Source organism: Porphyrobacter sp. AAP82 (genome assembly GCF_000331285.1).
Taxonomy (GTDB): domain Bacteria; phylum Pseudomonadota; class Alphaproteobacteria; order Sphingomonadales; family Sphingomonadaceae; genus Erythrobacter.
On the sequence record NZ_ANFX01000029.1, the window covers coordinates 17,921 to 36,834 of the forward strand.

An 18,914-nucleotide genomic window follows, 5' to 3' on the forward strand; every position below is an offset into this window, starting at 1 on the left:
TGATCTGTGGTGGGTTTCAAACGGTGGTTGCGGGAGTTGGATTTGAACCAACGACCTTCAGGTTATGAGCCTGACGAGCTACCGGGCTGCTCCATCCCGCGATACCGTTTTTGGCGTTCCTCGCGCAAGCGCTGCGGGCGGCCGTTCGGCCTTGCGGCTCCTGCGGAGCCGGGGCCTTTGTTTGGCGTTCCTTGCTCATGCGACCTGAAGGTCGCGTCGCTGCGGGCGGCCGGTCGGCCTTGCGGTCGCTGTGCGACCGTTTGGCCTGCTCCTCAAGCCGAATAAGCTTCGGGAGCGCGTCTCAGGCGTCCAAAGGCACCTTAGACGCCAAAAGGGCCGCCCTTGCGGGTCAGCCCTGTTGACTTGTGAATGGGTCAACCCCGCTTCCACTGGTCGCAATGCCTGGCGACGACCTACTCTTCCAACGCTTGAGCGTTAGTACCATCGGCGCTGTCTGGTTTCACGGCCGAGTTCGAGATGGGATCGGGTGGGTCACAGACGCTATGGCCACCAAGCAATGGGACCAGTGGATGCGGGTTTCAAATCGATGCACACTCAAGGTTTGAGTGGTTTTAAGGCGTATCTGGCTGGAGACATTCTCCACCAACGCGCTCTGCACAGGGCAGGGCTGACGTTGACAGTGCGAACTCTCAAGCGCGATATGAACTATTAGGACCGGTTAGCTCCATACATTACTGCACTTCCACACCCGGCCTATCAACGTGATGGTCTATCACGGTTCAAAGATACCTAATCTCAAGGGAGGCTTCCCGCTTAGATGCTTTCAGCGGTTATCCCGTCCGTACATAGCTACCCTGCGGCACCCTTGGCAGGATGACAGGTACACCAGAGGTACGTTCACCCCGGTCCTCTCGTACTAGGGGCAACTCCTTTCAAGTATCGACGCCCACGGCAGATAGGGACCAAACTGTCTCGCGACGTTCTGAACCCAGCTCACGTACCACTTTAATTGGCGAACAGCCAAACCCTTGGGACCTGCTCCAGCCCCAGGATGTGATGAGCCGACATCGAGGTGCCAAACGATTCCGTCGATATGAGCTCTTGGGAATCATCAGCCTGTTATCCCCGGCGTACCTTTTATCCGTTGAGCGATGGCCCTTCCACGAGGGACCACCGGATCACTATGACCGACTTTCGTCTCTGCTCGACTCGTCAGTCTCGCAGTCAGGCAGGCTTATGCCATTGCACTCTAACAGACGGTTTCCAACCGTCCTGAGCCTACCATCGCGCGCCTCCGTTACTCTTTAGGAGGCGACCGCCCCAGTCAAACTACCCGCCACAGAGGGTCCCAACACCGGATAACGGTGCGTGGTTAGATATCAGAAAACAGCAGGGTGGTATTTCACCTATGGCTCCACGACAGCTGGCGCCGTCGCTTCAAAGCCTCCCACCTATGCTACACAACTCTTTCCTAATACCACTCTGAAGCTGCAGTAAAGGTGCACGGGGTCTTTCCGTCTAACCGCGGGTACTCCGCATCTTCACGGAGAATTCAATTTCGCTGAGCATATCCTGGAGACAGTGGGGAAGTCGTTACGCCATTCGTGCAGGTCGGAACTTACCCGACAAGGAATTTCGCTACCTTAGGACCGTTATAGTTACGGCCGCCGTTTACTGGGGCTTCAATTCGGAGCTTGCACTCCTCCTCTTAACCTTCCAGCACCGGGCAGGCGTCAGACCCTATACGTCGTCTTGAAGCCGACTTAGCAGAGTCCTGTGTTTTTGATAAACAGTCGCTACCCCCTGGCCTGTGCCCCCCGCCAAAAGTTGCCTTAAGACGGGGCCTCCTTCTTCCGAAGGTACGGAGGCAATTTGCCGAGTTCCTTCAGGATACTTCTCTCAAGCGCCTTGGTATACTCTACCTGACCACCTGTGTCGGTTTCGGGTACGGTCTATACGGTGGGGCTATTTCCTGGAACCTCTTCACTGCCCGACCAATCCAATAAGGTCGAACAATTTACGAGATCCGTCACACACCACCAGGCCCACGAATATTAACGTGGTTCCCATCGACTACCCCCTTCGGGCTCGTCTTAGGGGCCGGCTCACCCTACGCTGATTAGCATTGCGTAGGAACCCTTGGTCTTTCGGCGACAGGGTATCTCACCCTGTTAGTCGCTACTCATGTCAGCATTCGCACTTCCGATACGTCCAGAGTCGGTTACCCTTCTCCTTCACTCGCCTACGGAACGCTCCGCTACCGCGTGCTTACGCACACCCTAAGCTTCAGTGCATATCTTTAGCCCCGTTACATCTTCGCCGCAGGAACCCTTATTTAGACCAGTGAGCTGTTACGCTTTCTTTAAAGGATGGCTGCTTCTAAGCCAACCTCCTGGTTGTTTTGGGATTCCCACATGCTTTCCCACTTAGATATGACTTGGGGACCTTAGCTGTAGGTTAGGGCTGTTTCCCTTTTGACGACGGACCTTAGCACCCGCCGTCTGTCTGCCAGACAAGACTCGATGGTATTCGGAGTTTGGTTAGGTTTGGTACCGCTCGCGCAGCCCTAGCCCATCCAGTGCTCTACCCCCATCGGCATACATCTGACGCTCTACCTCAATAGATTTCGCGGAGAACCAGCTATTTCCCGGCTTGATTGGCCTTTCACCCCTAAACACAAGTCATCCGAGCATTTTTCAACATGCAACGGTTCGATCCTCCAGTGCGTGTTACCGCACCTTCAATCTGCTCATGCCTAGATCGCCGGGTTTCGGGTCTAATCCAACATACTCAGTCGCCCTATTCAGACTCGCTTTCGCTTCGCCTACACCTAACGGCTTAAGCTCGCATGCTAGATTAAGTCACTGACCCATTATGCAAGAGGTACGCTGTCACTCCCTATGGAGCTCCAACTGCTTGTAAGCATCCGGTTTCAGGTACTGTTTCACTCCCCTAATCGGGGTGCTTTTCACCTTTCCCTCACGGTACTGTGTTCGCTATCGGTCATGTACGAGTATTTAGGCTTAGAGGGTGGTCCCCCTACGTTCAGACAGGATTTCACGTGTCCCGCCCTACTCAAGTCCTTCATCATCACTTTCGCATACGGGACTGTCACCCGCTATGGTCACACTTTCCAGAGTGTTCTGCTAGTTGAAATGAAGGCACTGGCCTGGTCCCGGTTCGCTCGCCACTACTACGGGAATCTCTGTTGATGTCTTTTCCTCCGGGTACTGAGATGTTTCAGTTCCCCGGGTTCGCTTCACCAAGCCTATATATTCAGCTCGGTGATACCTTATCCACCTCGCCCGGCCGGCCCGAAAGCCGACTGGAAGAAATGGTGAAGGTGGGTTTCCCCATTCGGAAATCGCCGGATCAAAGTTTGCTCACAACTCCCCGACGCTTATCGCAGCGTGCCACGTCCTTCATCGCCTGTACATGCCAAGGCATCCACCAAATGCTCTTACCTCACGCTTGAGAATCCACACCATCAACGTCAGGCCTGCATAAAAGCCTGTGCGCTTGAAGATGGTGGGAGAATTATCTCAGCCAGATAATCAATTTGATTGATTTGTGATGCACGATCGCCGGCACAGGGCAAACCCTGTCCGTTACAATCCATGCGCCACGGCATCGATTTAAAAACCCATTCACAATGTCAAAGATCGGCGACGCTGACTAATCAGCACGATCGCCTGACCTGCCGAAGCAGGATCCGGTTTCGTTTCAACAATCGGAAATTCGTGTTCGGCGCGCCCGCGAAACATCGCAGCGCGCCGGTGCCTGGTGGAGCCTATCGGGATCGAACCGATGACCTGATGCTTGCAAAGCAACCGCTCTCCCAGCTGAGCTAAGGCCCCATAAGGACAATGGTGGGCCTGAGAGGATTTGAACCTCTGACCTCACCCTTATCAGGGGTGCGCTCTAACCAACTGAGCTACAGGCCCACTCCACTGCGACCGGCCACCATTCCGACTATGAACGGCTACCGCGAGGGCGTGAGCCGGCTTAGGCACACAACCCGACGCCAAGCGAACCTGGGCAGGCTGTATTCCGATTGATGAAAGGACATGAGGACGACGGCAATGTTCTTTGGAAGACCGCGAAGCTCTTCCCGAGGCTAGCTCGGGCGCTTTCGCAAGTATCCTTAGAAAGGAGGTGATCCAGCCGCAGGTTCCCCTACGGCTACCTTGTTACGACTTCACCCCAGTCGCTGAACCCACCGTGGTCAGCTGCCTCCTTGCGGTTAGCGCACTGCCTTCGGGTGAATCCAACTCCCATGGTGTGACGGGCGGTGTGTACAAGGCCTGGGAACGTATTCACCGCGGCATGCTGATCCGCGATTACTAGCGATTCCGCCTTCATGCCCTCGAGTTGCAGAGGACAATCCGAACTGAGACATCTTTTGGAGATTAGCGCATCCTTGCGGAATAGCTGCCCACTGTAGATGCCATTGTAGCACGTGTGTAGCCCAGCCTGTAAGGGCCATGAGGACTTGACGTCATCCCCACCTTCCTCCGGCTTATCACCGGCAGTTTCCTTAAAGTGCCCAACTTAATGATGGCAACTAAGGACGAGGGTTGCGCTCGTTGCGGGACTTAACCCAACATCTCACGACACGAGCTGACGACAGCCATGCAGCACCTGTCACTAGGTCCCCGAAGGGAAGGAATCTGTCTCCAGAAGCCGTCCTAGGATGTCAAAGGCTGGTAAGGTTCTGCGCGTTGCTTCGAATTAAACCACATGCTCCACCGCTTGTGCAGGCCCCCGTCAATTCCTTTGAGTTTTAATCTTGCGACCGTACTCCCCAGGCGGATAACTTAATGCGTTAGCTGCGCCACCCAAGTTCCATGAACCCGGACAGCTAGTTATCATCGTTTACGGCGTGGACTACCAGGGTATCTAATCCTGTTTGCTCCCCACGCTTTCGCACCTCAGCGTCAATACTTGTCCAGCGAGTCGCCTTCGCCACTGGTGTTCTTCCGAATATCTACGAATTTCACCTCTACACTCGGAATTCCACTCGCCTCTCCAAGATTCTAGCTTCCCAGTTTCAAGGGCAGTTCCGGGGTTGAGCCCCGGGATTTCACCCCTGACTTAAAAAGCCGCCTACGTGCGCTTTACGCCCAGTAATTCCGAACAACGCTAGCTCCCTCCGTATTACCGCGGCTGCTGGCACGGAGTTAGCCGGAGCTTATTCTCCCGATACTGTCATTATCATCTCGGGTAAAAGAGCTTTACAACCCTAAGGCCTTCATCACTCACGCGGCATTGCTGGATCAGGCTTTCGCCCATTGTCCAATATTCCCCACTGCTGCCTCCCGTAGGAGTCTGGGCCGTGTCTCAGTCCCAGTGTGGCTGATCATCCTCTCAGACCAGCTATGGATCGTCGCCTTGGTAGGCCTTTACCCCACCAACTAGCTAATCCAACGCGGGCCCATCCAAAGGCGATAAATCTTTGGTCCGAAGACATTATCCGGTATTAGCTCAAATTTCTCTGAGTTATTCCGAACCTAAGGGCAGGTTCCCACGCGTTACGCACCCGTGCGCCACTAGACCCGAAGGTCTCGTTCGACTTGCATGTGTTAGGCATGCCGCCAGCGTTCGTTCTGAGCCAGGATCAAACTCTCAAGTTGTGTCACACACCAATCAGGCATGGGGAAAACCCCATCCGCCAGACTGGCATGAGCTGCAAGGAGCCGATACCTGCACTGTCAAACGTAATGGATACGAATGAACATGCTTGCCATCCGGGCAGGCGTGGAGCCTGCGATCGGATGTGGCGATCGGCTTGAGTTAACCGGTTACCGGAGCCTTGAGGTCCCCGGACCGGGCGCCGTCGCCCACATGTCCCTTCATCAAAAACCAACGATGTCAAAGAGCCGCCAGACAGTAATAGCGGACAGCGCTTGGTTCCCCGATTTACACCGGGGGACCGGCTATCCGAATTTGTTGGCGACCGAAGCGTTGTTGCGGTGGCGGTGGAAGCCGTCAGCGCCGCGTCGGTGGAGCCCATCTATGAGCGCTTCCTGATTCGGTCAACGGCTTTTTGCAATTTTATTTCAGAGGCGCGCAAGAACCCCAGAATTCCGCCATTTTTTGGCGGTTTCCGGCCCATTTTGCACCCCTCGACATAGGGAGAATACCCCATGCGGAGCCCAAAATCCGGGTGAATCGGGGCGTGAATCACCCTGTCCTGCGCTCTTTTCCCGCATCGATCGCCCGCCATCCGCCATTGCCACGCGATTCATGCCGGCAGGCAGCGAATCTCCCTCCCGATGGGTTGGTCCCTGTGCTTGGGCACGCCCCGCCTTGATGATAGGATGCCGAAAAGCGGACCGGATCTCAGCACGGGCCGCACGGGAGACATGCCATGACCGCGCGCATCTGGCTTGCCGCCGCCCTTGCTGCGGCCAGCATTCCGGCCGGCGCCGAGCCCGCGCCTGTCCCCGCTGTCCCTGCCCCGCCCCTTGCGACCCACGGCATCGTCGATCCGGCGGCCGAGACCCTCACCCTCGAAGAGGAACGCTACCGCCGCCTCACGCTGCCCGTGCTGGTCGAGGGCAGCGGCCCCTTTGCCTTCCTGATCGACACCGGCAGCCAGGCGACCGCGATCACCCGCGAGATTCGCGATGCGGCACAGCTCGCCCCGGCGGGCACGGCAACGCTGGTCGGCATGGCCAGCAGCCGCCAGGTCGAGCTCGCCGAGGTCGGCCGCATCACCTTCGGCACCAACAGCTACACCAACTTCGCGGCCCCCGTGCTCGAGCGCGAGCATGTCGGCGCGGACGGGATCATCGGCCTCGACGCGCTCCAGGATTTCCGCGTCCTCCTCGATTTCCGCAAGGCGACCATCAGCGTCGAGGATGCCAGCGGCAAGGAGGGCCGGGAGGGATTCGAGATCATCGTGCGCGCGCGCAGCCGGCTCGGCCAGCTGCTGATCACCGATGCGCTGGTCGAAGGTGTGCGCACCGCGGTCATCATCGATACCGGCGCGCAGGCAAGCCTCGGGAACCTTGCCCTTCGCGAGAGGATCCGCGCCCGCCGCGCGCAGGAGGTCATCACCACCGACGTCAACGGGGTCGGCATCGTCGGCGAGCTTGCCGTGGTGCGCAGCCTCAGCATCGAAGGGCTCGCGCTCACCGATGTGCCGCTGACCTTCGCCGATGCCCCGGCTTTTGCCGCACTCGGGCTCAATGACGAGCCGGTGCTCTCCATCGGGATGCAGCACCTTGCGCTGTTCGACCGGGTGGCGATCGATTTCGGGCGCAAGCGGATCGCCTTCGATGTGCCCGCCGACATCGCCCGCGCGATCCGCGAGGCGCAGCGCGGCACCTCCTATCGCACGCGGTTCTAGCCAGCGCGCCTTGCGCCGGGGCCGTGCGAGGCCCACATCCCGCCCCATGCCACCCGAAGCCCCCGCCCCCGCCGCCGATCCCCGCAAGAAGACTCGCGCGCGCGACGTGGAAGGCTGGGCGACGCTCCGCCGCTTCCTTCCCTATCTCTGGCCGAAGGACAATCCGGGCCTTCGCACCCGCATCGTCATCGCGATGGCGCTGGTGCTGGCGGCCAAGGCGGTGACACTGGCGCTGCCCTTTGCCTACAAGGGTGCGGTCGATGCGATGTCTGCTTCGGGAGCGAGCACCGCGCGCGAGGGCGTGACGGTCGCGCTCGCGCTGGTCGCTGCCTATGCACTGGGGCGCTTCACCTCGGTCGCCTTCGACAACTTGCGCAACATCGCCTTCGAGCGCGTCGGCCAGATCGCGACGCTGCATCTGGCCGAGGACGTGTTCCGCCGCCTCCACCGCCTCAGCCTCAGGTTCCACCTCGCGCGGCGCACCGGCGAGGTTACCAAGATCATCGAACGCGGGACCAAGAGCATCGACCAGATGCTCTATTTCCTGCTGTTCAATATCGCGCCGACGATCATCGAGCTCGTCGCGGTGGGGGTGATCTTCTACCTCAATTTCGGGATCGAGCTGGTCGCGGCGACCGCGCTGACGGTGGTCGCCTATGTCTATGTCACCCGCGCGATCACCGAATGGCGCACCAAGTTGCGGCGCGAGATGAACGATCTTGATGGCCGCGCGCTGCACCGCGCGGTGGATTCGCTGCTGAATTACGAGACGGTGAAGTATTTCGGCGCCGAGCACCGCGAGGAAGCGCGCTACTCGCAGGCCGCGCGCGCCTATGCCAAGGCCGCGATCAAGTCCGAGAATTCGGTGGGCCTGCTCAACATGGCGCAAGGCGCGATCACCAATGCGCTGGTCGCGGGCGCGATGGCCTACACCGTGTGGGGCTGGAGCACGGGCGCGCTCACGGTCGGCGATCTGGTGCTGGTCAACACCTACCTGATCCAGCTGTTCCGCCCGCTGGACGTGCTCGGCTGGGTCTACCGCACCATCCGCCAGGGCCTCATCGACATGGCCGAGATGTTCCGCCTGATCGACACCGATATCGAGGTGAAGGACAGGCCGGGCGCGCCCGCGCTGATCATCCGCAAGCCCACCGTGGTCTTCGAGGACGTCACATTCGGCTATGATCCGGGCCGCACGATCCTGAACGGTCTCAGCTTCGAGGTGCCGGCCGGCAGCACCACCGCCATCGTCGGCCCCTCGGGCGCGGGCAAGAGCACAATCGGGCGCCTGCTGTTCCGCTTCTACGATCCGCTCGCGGGCCGGGTGCTGGTGGGGGGCGAGGACATCGCGCAGGTGACGCAGGAGAGCGTGCGCGCCGCGATCGGCATCGTCCCGCAGGATTCGGTGCTGTTCAACGAGGACCTCGCCTACAACATCGCCTACGGGGCCGAAGGCGCGGACCAGGCGATGGTGGAGCAGGCCGCGCGCGATGCCGCGCTCACGCCGCTGATCGACCGCCTGCCCGATCGCTTTGCCACCATGGTGGGCGAGCGCGGGCTGAAGCTGTCGGGCGGCGAGAAGCAGCGCGTCGCCATCGCCCGCACACTGGTCAAGAACCCGCCGATCCTGCTGCTCGACGAGGCGACCAGCGCACTCGACACCCGCACCGAGCAGGAAATCCTTGCGACCCTCAGGCGCATCGCCAGGGGCCGCACCACCATCGCCATCGCCCACCGGCTCTCGACCATTGCCGATGCCGACAACATCCTCGTGCTCGACCATGGCCGGCTGGTCGAAAGCGGCGACCATCCCGGGCTGATCGCGCGCGGCGGGCTTTATGCCGAGATGTGGAACCGCCAGGCGAGCGAGCGGCGCGAGGACGATCTGGCGGCCGAGGCGGCGGAGTAGGCCTATCCGATTGCCTGCCACGACGGCAGACGATAGGTCTCCATCTCCCAGCCTCCGTTCGGGGGCACTTTCAGCCGCGATAGAAAGTAGCATTCCCATGCGTCACCTTCGTCTGCTTGCCCTGCTGCTGGCCACCGCCACCGCCATGCCGCTCGCCGCGCAGGAGGCCCCTGCCGCGCCCGCCCCGACGCCCGCCCCGGTTCCCGCCGTCCCGATCCCCGCCGCGCTCACCGCCGAGGAGATGCCGCCCGTCCCGCTCGCGCTGGTCGATGATGTGCGGCCCTATCTCGAATCGCGCGGCGCGGGCTTTGCCGGATGGGACCCGAACACCCGCGCGGTTCTCATCAGCACCCGCTTCGCCAATGTGAGCCAGCTCCACCGCGTCGCCATGCCGATGGGCGCGCGCACCCAGCTGAGCTTCGAGGCCGAGACCGTGCGCGGCTCCTACGCGCCCATGAAGGGCGACGTCATCGTCGTCAGCAAGGACCGCGGCGGCGACGAGTACTTCCAGCTCCACACCCTCAAGGACGGCCGCCTCACCCTGCTCACCGACGGCAAGAGCCGCAATGAGATCAACGCCTGGAGCCATGATGGCAGCCTGATCGGCTTCAGCTCCACCCGCCGCAACGGGGTCGACGCCGACCTCTATGTCATGGACCCGCGCGACCCGGGCTCGGCCCGCATGGTGTGGGAGAGCAAGGGCGGCGGCTGGGCGATCGCGGCTTTCTCGGGCGACAACGCGTCCGCCTATGTCGCCGACTACCGTTCGGTCGAGGACGTCGACATCTACCGCCTCGAGCTGGCCACCGGCGCGATGACCCCGATCGGTGATCCCCGCGCCAAGGTCAGCTACTCGGGCCTCGAGGTCGCCCCCGACGGCACCTTGTGGGTCACCACCGACCGCGATGCCGACTTCCAGCGCCTCGGCATGCTCGATCCTGTCACCGGTGCCTTCACCCCGGTGACCCGCGAGGCGTGGGACGTCGACGGCTTCGACATCTCCGACGACGGCAAGACCATCGTCTACGAGGTCAACGAGGCGGGTTCGGACCGCATGCGCATCCTCGATGTCGCCACCGGCAAGGTCACCCGGCTCGACGCCCTTCCCGCCGGCCAGATCGGCGGCCTCGCCTTCGCGCCGTGGGGCGAGATCGGCTTCTCCTTCTCCAGCGCCAAGAGCGCATCCGACGTGTGGAGCCTCGACCCCAAGACCCTGCAACTCACCCGCTGGACCCGGAGCGAGACCGGCGGGCTCGACGCGCAAGTCAATGTCGAACCGCGCATCCTCACCACCAGGAGCTTCGACGGGCTTGAGGTCTCAGGCCTGCTCTACCTCCCCGACCCCGCCCGCTTCCCGGGCAAGCGCCCCCTCATCGTCGACGTCCACGGCGGGCCCGAGGGCCAGAGCCCCGCGGGCTTCATGGGCGCGGACAACTACTTCCTCAACGAACTGGGCGTCGGCATCTTCCTGCCCAACGTGCGCGGCTCGACCGGCTACGGCAAGCGCTTCGTGAGCCTCGACAACGGGCCCTTCCGCCGCGAGGGATCGGTCAGGGACATGGCTGCCCTCATCGACGCCGCCGCCGCCGACCCGGCGGTCGACCCCGCCCGGATCGGCCTCACCGGCGGCTCATACGGCGGCTACATGTGCTATGCCGCCGCGGTGCAACTCAAGGCCAGGCTCGCCGGCACCGTCTGCATCGTCGCGATCAGCAACTTCGTCTCCTTCCTCGAGAACACCAACCCCTACCGCCAGGACCTGCGCCGGGTTGAGTACGGTGACGAGCGCGATCCCAGGCAGCGCGCCCAGCTGACCGCAATCAGCCCGCTCACCCGCGTGGGCGAGATCACCAAGCCGATGTTCGTCATCACCGGCGCCAACGACCCGCGCGTGCCCAAGTCCGAGGCCGACCAGATGGTCGCCGCAATCCGCGCCAACGGCGGCAAGGCCTGGCACCTCGTCGCCGCCGACGAGGGCCACGGCTTCCGCAAGAAGGCCAATGCCGATTACGCCTTCCTCGCGCAGCTGGTGTTCTGGAAGCGCTACCTGCTGGGCGAGTGACCGCGTCCCCGGCCCCCGTGTTGGAGACACATGAGACACTGTCCAGAGCCGAAAAACGCCCCGCCCCGCTGGCATCGGCTAAAGGCACGGCGAGGGCGGGAATCGGGCGCATGGGGGTGATGGTGTCAGGCGCGGGGCATGTAGGAAAGCGTTTGTTTTTCGGCCTGTTCCTACAGGCCGGAGGGGCGCATGCCCCCGCCAGCGGCGGCGCTGTGGCTCAAGGCGGCGAGTGCCGCCATCGCCTCTTCGGCCCGCGCCCGCGGCACGAACAGGTGATCGTGGTGGAAGCCTGCGACGACATTGCAGGCGATCCCCCGCTCCGCCAGCACCCCCGCCACCGCCGCGGTCAGGCCCACGCCGTCCAATGCGGAGTGGACCGTCAGGGTGATGCGGGCGAAATCGCCGGAAGGATCGGCGAGGATCGCGGTCGTGCCTTCATCCTCGCGGATGATCGCGAAGGCTTCCTCGGGCGGCGCGCCCTCCACCAGAGCAAAGGCCCAGGCCTGCGCGTCCAGCAGCGGGGCCATCCCCGCCAGCATCCCGGCAAGGTCGCCAACCGGGCCGCCGCCGGTCACAGGATATACTTCGACAGGTCGGTGTTCCCGGCGAGCCCGGCGAGCCGCGCCTCGACGTAAGCGGCATCGATGGTGATCGTCTCGCCCACGTGCTCCTCGGCCTCGAAGCTGATGTCTTCCAGCAGCCGCTCCATCACCGTCTGCAAGCGCCGCGCGCCGATGTTCTCGACGGCGGCGTTCACCTGCGCGGCGATGCGGGCGATGGCGGGGATCGCATCATCGGCGAAATCGAGCGTCACCTGCTCGGTCCCGAGCAGAGCCTTGTATTGCGCGACGAGATTGGCGCGGGTTTCGGAGAGGATGCGCACGAAATCCGCCTCGGTCAGGGCGGTGAGCTCGACGCGGATCGGCAGGCGGCCCTGCAATTCGGGGAGCATGTCCGAAGGCTTGGCGACATGGAAGGCGCCGGACGCGATGAACAGCACGTGGTCGGTCTTCATCGGGCCGTATTTGGTGGCAACGGTCGTTCCCTCGATGAGCGGCAGGAGGTCGCGCTGCACGCCCTCGCGGCTGACGCTGCCGCCGCGCACATCGCTGACCGCGATCTTGTCGATCTCGTCGAGGAACACGATCCCGTTGGTCTCGGCGTTCAGAAGCGCCGCGCGGACGACATCGTCCTGATCGAGGCGCTTGTCGGCTTCTTCATCGACCAGCTTGTCCCACGCATCGGGCACGCGCAGCTTCTGGCGGCGGGTGTTCTTCCGGCCCAGGGCCTTGCCCATCATGTCGGAGAGGTCGATCATCCCGATCTGGCCGCCCATCGCCCCCCCAAGATCACCCATTCCGAAGGGGGCGGCAGGGGCATCGCGCACCTCGATCTCGACCTCGACATCGTTCATCGCGTTCTGGATGATGCGCTGGCGAAAGCTCTCGCGGGTGGCTTCCGAGGCGTTCTCGCCGACCAGCGCGTTGAGCAGCCGGTCCATCGCCGCCTGGCTCGCCGCCTCGCGCACCTTCTCGCGGCGACGTTCCTTTTCGAGCCGGATCGCCTCTTCCACAAGGTCGCGGGCGATCTGTTCGACATCGCGGCCGACATAGCCGACCTCGGTGAACTTGGTCGCCTCGACCTTGATGAAGGGCGCCCCGGCCAGCTTGGCGAGCCGCCGGCTGATCTCGGTCTTGCCGCAGCCGGTGGGGCCGATCATCAGGATGTTCTTGGGCGTCACCTCGTCGCGCAGGTCACTGCCGAGGCGTTGCCGCCGCCAGCGGTTGCGCAGCGCCACGGCCACCGCGCGCTTGGCGTCGGCCTGGCCGATGATGTGTTCGTCCAATGCGGCGACGATGGCTTTGGGGGTAAGGGACTGGGCAGCGGGGGAGGTGGTGGTCATGGGGTCTTTCTGTGTCAACCGTCCGCCCTATGTGGCGGCGCGAACCGGCGGTTCAAGGCCAGCGTCAGCGGGCCTTCGACGAGACGGGCGAACAGCCAGCTTGCCGCAATGCTCGCTGCAAGGGCGGTGAGCAGATAGTCCCACGGGCCCGCATCGAAGCCCGGCAGGCGGCCCCACAACCACAGCCAGAACCACGCGACCGGCAGGTGCAGGAGGTAGAGCGCATAGCTCGCCTCGCCGGCGCGGTTGATCCAGTCGGCCCGCGGCAGCGCGAGCGGGCCGCCCAATGCCGCAAGCGCCACAAGCAGCGCCGGCAGGCCCGCCCAGGCGAGATAGTCCCATCCGCTCGCCGCCGGCTGCGGCGGCTCGGGCAGCAGCAGCAGCGCCGGGACCAGCGCCGCCAGCGCCAGCCAGCGCCAGGGCGCGGGAAGCACCCCGCCGCTCCCCCGCCACAACGCCAGCCACATGCCGGCTGCGAACATCGCCGAAAGCGGGCGGGTGAGCGCGAAGAGCAGCGGATCGCCCGGCACCGTCCACGTGCCCGCCGCGATGGCCCCCGCCAGCACCAGCGTCACCGCGAGGATCGCCCGGCGCTGCGGCAGGCCCAGGAACAGACCGAAGACGAGGTAGAAGGCCATCTCGTAGGTGAGCGTCCAGCCGACCCACAGGAACACCATCGGGCGCGGCTCGCCCGTATCAGGCCATGCCGGGACGAGCGCGAGCGACCGGGCGAAGCCGAAAGGATCGACGCTCTGGCCGAACAGCACGATCAGCACCCCCGCCATCAGCGCACTTGCCAGCCAGTAGGGGGGCAGGATGCGGATCAGGCGCCGCCGCCAGAACGTGCTCCGCGCGCCCTGCGTGCCGAACCGCCCGCGCTGCGCCTCGACCATGACGTAGCCCGAGACGATGAAGAACAAGAGCACCGCGATCTGCGCCTCGCGCTCGCCGCGCCAGGCAAGGCCGGGGGCAAGCCCCGCGCCGAGGTGATCGGCAAAGGCGAAGGCGACATGCGCCGCGGCCACCACCAGCGCGGCAGCGGCGCGCAGCAGCTGGATGACGGCGAGCTTGCCGCCCGGTGCCGTGCCTGTCGCCGTGTCGATCCTCGCCCCCTCGCCCGTCTGCCGGGTCGGGATAGGGCTAAACCGTCTCGACCGTCAAATTGCCGTTGGTGAAGACGCAGATCTCGGCGGCGACCGCCATGGCCTTCCTGGCGATGGTGTCCGCGTCCTCTTCGTAATCGGCGAGCGCGCGGTCCGCGGCGAGCGCGAAATTGCCGCCCGATCCGATCGCGGCGATATCGCCGATGGGCTCGAGCACGTCGCCATTGCCGGTCAGCACCAGCAGCGTGTCCTTGTCGGCAACGATCATCAGCGCCTCGAGATTGCGCAGGTATTTGCCGGTCCGCCAGTCCTTGGCGAGCTCAACGCTCGCGCGCATCAGCTGGCCGGAATATTGCTCGAGCTTCTTTTCCAGCCGCTCGAACAAGGTGAAGGCATCGGCAGTCGCGCCCGCGAAGCCCGCGATCACGCTGCCGTTGCCGATGCGGCGGACCTTGCGCGCGTTGGGCTTCATCACGGTGTTGCCCATCGACACCTGCCCGTCACCGGCGATGACAGTGGTGCCGCCCCTGCGGACGCCGATGATGGTGGTGCCGTGCCAGGCCGCGAGGCCGTGTGCGCTGGAAGTGCTGCTCATGCCCGCCAATATGGCGCGCGGGGCGATGCGTTCAAGCCGGGGGTTACTGCCCGTTCGGCCCGCCGCCCGCACCGCCGCCCGGCAGCGCGGAGGATCCGACCTGGCCGATATTGCCGAACAGGTCTTCAAGGAAGCCGCGTTCGCGCCCGAGCGTCGGGGTCTTGTCGCCGTTGGGATCGAGATAGACCACCTGCTCCACCCCGCTGCGCTTCACTTCGCTGACCCGGCCATTGGCATCGAAGGTCACCGCCAGCACCGAATGGTTGCGGATGCGCGGGCGGTTGAAGGGGCGCTGGCCGGTGATCGAGGACACGTAGTACCAGGTCGGCGTGCCGAACTGGCTGGTGAAGGTCGGGCGGCCGAGCGTGCCTTCGACCGACTGGCGGTTGTCGATCCTGGGCTGGATCAGCGAGGTGAGCGTGGGGTCCTCGATATAGCCGCGCGATTCGCGGATCGAGGCGCAGCCCGGCAGGCTTGCCGCCGCCAACAGCACTGCAGCTCCGGTCCACACCTTGTTCATCGCGCCTGCCTTCATCATCTGGGTCAAACCCTGTCGTCCTGTGTTGCGACGCGCCCACCCACGCACTTGCCGCCTGCGCGAGGTGCTTTAAGGGGCTAGCGCGGCGCATGCAACGCACCATATCGGCAAAAGCCGTGGGCGGGGGCGGTTGAACCCCTGTTGAACAGGCGGCGTTGAACGCATCCGCCGCTCGTGCGTTAGCGTAAGCGAGTGGGGCCCGCGTCCGGCGCGCGCCGCCCCTGCCACCGTTGAAAGGCTGCCAGAAAATGTCCTTCCTCTCCCGCCTGCTCGGCACCGCCCCGGACCCGCGCGAGAGCGTGCGCCCCTTGTGGCACCGCGTGATCGAGCTGGCGCGCGACAGCGTCTACTACACCGATTGCCGCGTGGCGGATTCGATCGCGGGCCGCTTCGACATGATCTGCGCGGTCCTCAGCGCCGTGATGGTGCGGATCGAGGCATCGGACCTGCGCTCCGAAAGCGCGCTTCTGGCCGAACTTTTCGTCGAGGACATGGACGGGCAGCTGCGCGAATTCGGAGTCAATGACGTCGTCGTGGGCAAGCGCATCGGCAAGCTGATGAGCGTGCTCGGCGGCAGGCTGGGCACCTATCGCAGCGCGTTCAATGCCGGCGATCTCGACAAGCTCACCGCCGCGATCGCGCGCAACGTGACCTTCGCAGCCGACGCCGACGAGGCGGCAGCCGCGCGCGCCGTCGCCGAGCGGCTGATAAAACTGTTCGAACGGCTGGCACGCTTCTCGGACGACGAAATGCTCAAAGCGAGCGCGATCTGGTGAGCGGCGCGCCGCCCCCGTCCGAACTCTCGCGCATGATCAAGGCGCGCCCGCTGCCCGGCGGGCCGGTGGTGATCGAGGCCACGGCGGACGAGCGCGCCGCGCTCGCGCTGCGCTTCGGGCTCGGAGCGGTGGAAGCCCTGCGCGCCGAGGTGTCGCTCGAACAGCGCCCCCGCGCGATCCGCGCGACCGGACGCCTCACCGCCGCGATCCAGCAGCCCTGCGCGATCAGCGGCGAGGATTTTCCCGTCGCCATCGACGAGGCGGTGGATCTCAGGTTCGTCGAGGAAGGCCCGCGCCCGGCCGGCGAGGCCGAGGAAATCGAACTCGAAGCCGACGATTGCGACGAGATCGCGTTCTCGGGCGAGATGTTCGATCTGGGCGAAGCGGTGGCGCAGACCCTCGGCCTTGCGATCGACCCCTATGCCGAAGGCCCGGACGCCGACGCCGCGCGAAAGGCGGCGGGGATCGTGCAGGAGGGCGAGCAATTGGGGCCGCTCGCCGATCTGCTGGCGGGGTTGAAGAAGGGGTGATGCCCGCTTGAGCTGGGGCCTCGACGTCGCGCGGTGCCCACCCCGCTGCGACCAGGCGGCAAAGCCGCCAAGTCTTGCTCCCCTCCCGCTTGCGGGAGGGGCTGGGGGTGGGCCCGCAGAACGGGCGCGATCAGAACGGAATGTCGTCGTCGAGATCGTCGTAGCCGCCGCCAGCCGGGGCGCCGCCGCCGCCGAAGCCGCCACCGCCGCCCGACGAACCGGCGCCCTGATCCCAGCCGCCGCCACCGCCGGAGCGCCCGCCACCGCCGCCGCCACCCATGCCGCCGCCGCCCTGCGCGCCGTCAAGCATGGTCAGCGTGCCGCCGAGGCCCTGGATCACGATCTCGGTCGAATAGCGGTCCTGCCCGTTCTGGTCCTGCCACTTGCGGGTCTGGAGCTTGCCCTCGACGAAGACCTTGCTGCCCTTCTTGAGGTAGCGCTCCACCACGCTGACGAGGCCTTCGGAGAAGATCGCGACGGTGTGCCACTCGGTCTTTTCCTTGCGCTCGCCGGTCTGGCGGTCCTTCCATTGTTCCGAGGTCGCGATGCGCAGGTTGGCGACCTTGCCGCCATTGCCGAAGGTGCGGATTTCCGGGTCTGCCCCCAGATTGCCGATCAGCATGACCTTGTTGAGCGAACCCGCCATCGAAATGTCCTTCCCGTCAATGTCTTGACCCCGGCCCCGCAGGATGCGCCGCGAATCTGTCACAGGCAATAGGGAAGCTTGGGGCGAGGTGCATCAGCGCAAAGTGGCTTTTCACCGACTCAGGCGTTACTCGTCATTCCAGCGCCTCAACGTGCTGCGCTTGCCGCGCTAGGTCCCAGCTTTTGCCGGGATGACGATACCAGCCATTACCGCGCCGGATAACGCAGCCGCCCGAGAAACCGCGTCAGGCTCGGCAATTCGCGGTCCTTGCCCAGAAACTGCGCCTTGACCTTCTCGAACCGCATCACCCCGTCGATGCGCCGGTCCAGGAAGGCATAGGTGTCGGCCTTGCCCTCGCTGTCGTCGTTCACGAACACCGCGAGCGTCGCCGAATAGATGCCCGCAAGGATCGCGCGCTTGGTGTAGTGGTTGTAATCCGTCGCGGTATCGCCCGCGAGCCGCCACATGAGGTCGGCCGAATGCCAGCCGAGCTTCAGAGCGGCCCGCGCATTCTGCGGCTGCGCCATCACCGCGAGCGCGCGGCGCACGGCTTCGTCGATATGCGCGACCGCTTCCAAGCGGAAGGCGGCCAGCGTGCGGATGCGTTCACGGATCTTGAGGGTGGCGAGGCGTTCGGCGGGCCATTCGGCTTCCATCGCCTGATCCACGCTCGCGATCCACGCCGCGATCATGTCCATGGGCCTGGCCCCCGGGAAGGCGAGTTTTGCCACATCAAGATCGGCCTCCGCCATTTCGGCGGCGGCGCTGAGCGCGGCCTCGTTCCAGCCATCGAAAATGGCCGAGGCGGCGATGTCGGGGGCGAGCGCGATGCGCAGCTCATCAAGGGTCATGTCGCTATAATCGGTCATGTCAGAAGGAAGGCCCGTAGTCTTTCTTGGTTCCCGCCGCGGCACGCTTGGCATCGGCATCGGCGAAGATCTGGCGCAGGATATCGTTGCCCGCCTGGAGCTCCATGTAGTTGCGCGCCGAGCGGCCCGAATTGTCGTTGCGGTCCGGGTCCGCGCCCTTTTCGAGCATCAGCCGCACCAGCGCGGCATTGCGCGCATGGACCGCGGTGATCAGCGGGGTCTCGCCGGTCTGGTCGGCGATGTCGATGCTCGCCCCGCCCTTGATCAGCGCCGCGACGCCATCGGTGAAGCCCAGCGCGGTCGCCAGCTGGATCGGGGTCGCACCCTTCTTGTTGCGGATATTGGCATCGGCCCCGCGCTGGAGCAGGAAGCGCACCCAGAGCAGGTCCGCACGCGCGACCGCGATGTGGAGGCCAGTGTCGCCGCTGGTGATGTCGCGGGTGTTGACGATCTGGGTGCCGGGCTTGGAGAGCATCTCGGTCGCCTTGTCGCCGTCGCTCTCCTTGACCGCCTCGAGAAACTGGTAGCCTTCCGACTGGAACTGCGCTGCGGCAGGCAGCGACAGGGCGAGCGCAGGCAGGAGGGCACTGGCAATCGCGGCCCGAAGCCCTAACTTGCGCAAAACACCATCAGCCACGGTTTGATCCTTTCGCATTACCTGCCACACC

General features: G+C 64.1%; 13 protein-coding genes, 3 tRNA genes and 3 rRNA genes. 5 read left to right on the forward strand and 14 right to left on the reverse strand.

Features of this window, described 5'->3' with window-relative positions:
• Nucleotides 1–24: 24 nt before the first annotated feature.
• The 6 genes from D620_RS0108745 to D620_RS0108770 form a co-directional block, all read right to left on the reverse strand.
• Nucleotides 25–101, reverse strand: a tRNA-Met gene (locus tag D620_RS0108745).
• A 299-nt stretch (nt 102–400) separates the two neighbouring features.
• Nucleotides 401–515, reverse strand: a 5S ribosomal RNA gene (gene rrf, locus D620_RS0108750).
• Nucleotides 516–649: 134 nt separating this feature from the next.
• Nucleotides 650–3,435: ribosomal RNA gene (locus tag D620_RS0108755) — 23S ribosomal RNA — on the reverse strand.
• A 307-nt stretch (nt 3,436–3,742) separates the two neighbouring features.
• Nucleotides 3,743–3,818 (reverse strand) — tRNA-Ala (locus tag D620_RS0108760).
• Between the two features lie 10 nt (nt 3,819–3,828).
• A tRNA-Ile gene (locus tag D620_RS0108765) sits at nt 3,829–3,905 on the reverse strand.
• A gap of 204 nt (nt 3,906–4,109) precedes the next feature.
• A 16S ribosomal RNA gene (locus tag D620_RS0108770) occupies nt 4,110–5,594 on the reverse strand.
• The 16S, 23S and 5S rRNA genes sit together here with 3 tRNA genes alongside, the layout of an rRNA operon.
• Before the next feature lie 737 nt (nt 5,595–6,331).
• Between D620_RS0108770 and D620_RS15015 the strand changes: the two genes are divergently transcribed.
• The 3 genes from D620_RS15015 to D620_RS0108785 all read left to right on the forward strand — a co-directional run bounded on the left by D620_RS15015 (nt 6,332) and on the right by D620_RS0108785 (nt 11,286).
• On the forward strand, nt 6,332–7,315 hold the full coding sequence (locus tag D620_RS15015) for a retroviral-like aspartic protease family protein (RefSeq protein WP_017665424.1): 984 nt from the start codon (nt 6,332–6,334) through the stop codon (nt 7,313–7,315).
• A 46-nt stretch (nt 7,316–7,361) separates the two neighbouring features.
• Complete coding sequence (locus D620_RS0108780) at nt 7,362–9,224, forward strand: ABCB family ABC transporter ATP-binding protein/permease (RefSeq protein WP_017665425.1); 1,863 nt, start codon at nt 7,362–7,364, stop codon at nt 9,222–9,224.
• 97 nt (nt 9,225–9,321) lie between these two features.
• Nucleotides 9,322–11,286, forward strand: coding sequence for a prolyl oligopeptidase family serine peptidase (locus D620_RS0108785; RefSeq protein WP_017665426.1), 1,965 nt, complete (start codon nt 9,322–9,324; stop codon nt 11,284–11,286).
• Nucleotides 11,287–11,456: 170 nt separating this feature from the next.
• Here the strand turns inward: D620_RS0108785 and D620_RS0108790 are convergent, their stop codons facing one another.
• From D620_RS0108790 to D620_RS0108810, 5 genes are read right to left on the reverse strand one after another with little or no spacing between them, the layout of a single operon-like run.
• The gene (locus D620_RS0108790; protein ID WP_017665427.1) at nt 11,457–11,861 is read right to left on the reverse strand and encodes an ACT domain-containing protein; all 405 of its coding nucleotides are present in this window, start codon (nt 11,859–11,861) and stop codon (nt 11,457–11,459) included.
• The gene (hslU, locus tag D620_RS0108795) at nt 11,858–13,189 is read right to left on the reverse strand and encodes an ATP-dependent protease ATPase subunit HslU (protein WP_033376528.1); all 1,332 of its coding nucleotides are present in this window, start codon (nt 13,187–13,189) and stop codon (nt 11,858–11,860) included. Before hslU ends, D620_RS0108790 begins: the two co-directional genes overlap by 4 nt.
• Before the next feature lie 14 nt (nt 13,190–13,203).
• Entirely contained in the window at nt 13,204–14,325 is a 1,122-nt protein-coding gene (locus D620_RS0108800) for an acyltransferase family protein (RefSeq protein ID WP_081596561.1), read from the reverse strand.
• A gap of 4 nt (nt 14,326–14,329) precedes the next feature.
• Nucleotides 14,330–14,887, reverse strand: coding sequence for an ATP-dependent protease subunit HslV (hslV, locus tag D620_RS0108805; RefSeq protein ID WP_017665430.1), 558 nt, complete (start codon nt 14,885–14,887; stop codon nt 14,330–14,332).
• A 43-nt stretch (nt 14,888–14,930) separates the two neighbouring features.
• Nucleotides 14,931–15,425 (reverse strand): outer membrane protein assembly factor BamE, encoded by a 495-nt coding sequence (locus D620_RS0108810; RefSeq protein WP_017665431.1) that lies wholly within the window; start codon nt 15,423–15,425, stop codon nt 14,931–14,933.
• Nucleotides 15,426–15,673: 248 nt separating this feature from the next.
• Between D620_RS0108810 and D620_RS0108815 the strand changes: the two genes are divergently transcribed.
• The gene (locus D620_RS0108815; protein ID WP_017665432.1) at nt 15,674–16,201 is read left to right on the forward strand and encodes a ubiquinol-cytochrome C chaperone family protein; all 528 of its coding nucleotides are present in this window, start codon (nt 15,674–15,676) and stop codon (nt 16,199–16,201) included.
• A complete protein-coding gene (locus tag D620_RS0108820; RefSeq protein ID WP_017665433.1) occupies nt 16,198–16,731 on the forward strand; it encodes a YceD family protein in 534 nt (177 codons plus the stop codon). Before D620_RS0108815 ends, D620_RS0108820 begins: the two co-directional genes overlap by 4 nt.
• 130 nt (nt 16,732–16,861) lie before the next feature.
• On the opposite strand, the gene ssb is transcribed toward D620_RS0108820, so the two are convergent.
• From ssb to D620_RS0108835, 3 genes are all read right to left on the reverse strand, one after another.
• Nucleotides 16,862–17,377, reverse strand: a complete 516-nt coding sequence (gene ssb / locus D620_RS0108825) for a single-stranded DNA-binding protein (RefSeq protein ID WP_017665434.1) — start codon at nt 17,375–17,377, stop codon at nt 16,862–16,864.
• A gap of 206 nt (nt 17,378–17,583) precedes the next feature.
• Entirely contained in the window at nt 17,584–18,228 is a 645-nt protein-coding gene (locus tag D620_RS0108830) for a COQ9 family protein (RefSeq protein WP_233992038.1), read from the reverse strand.
• 19 nt (nt 18,229–18,247) lie between these two features.
• A complete protein-coding gene (locus tag D620_RS0108835; protein ID WP_233992039.1) occupies nt 18,248–18,883 on the reverse strand; it encodes an ankyrin repeat domain-containing protein in 636 nt (211 codons plus the stop codon).
• Between the last annotated feature and the right edge of the window lie 31 nt (nt 18,884–18,914).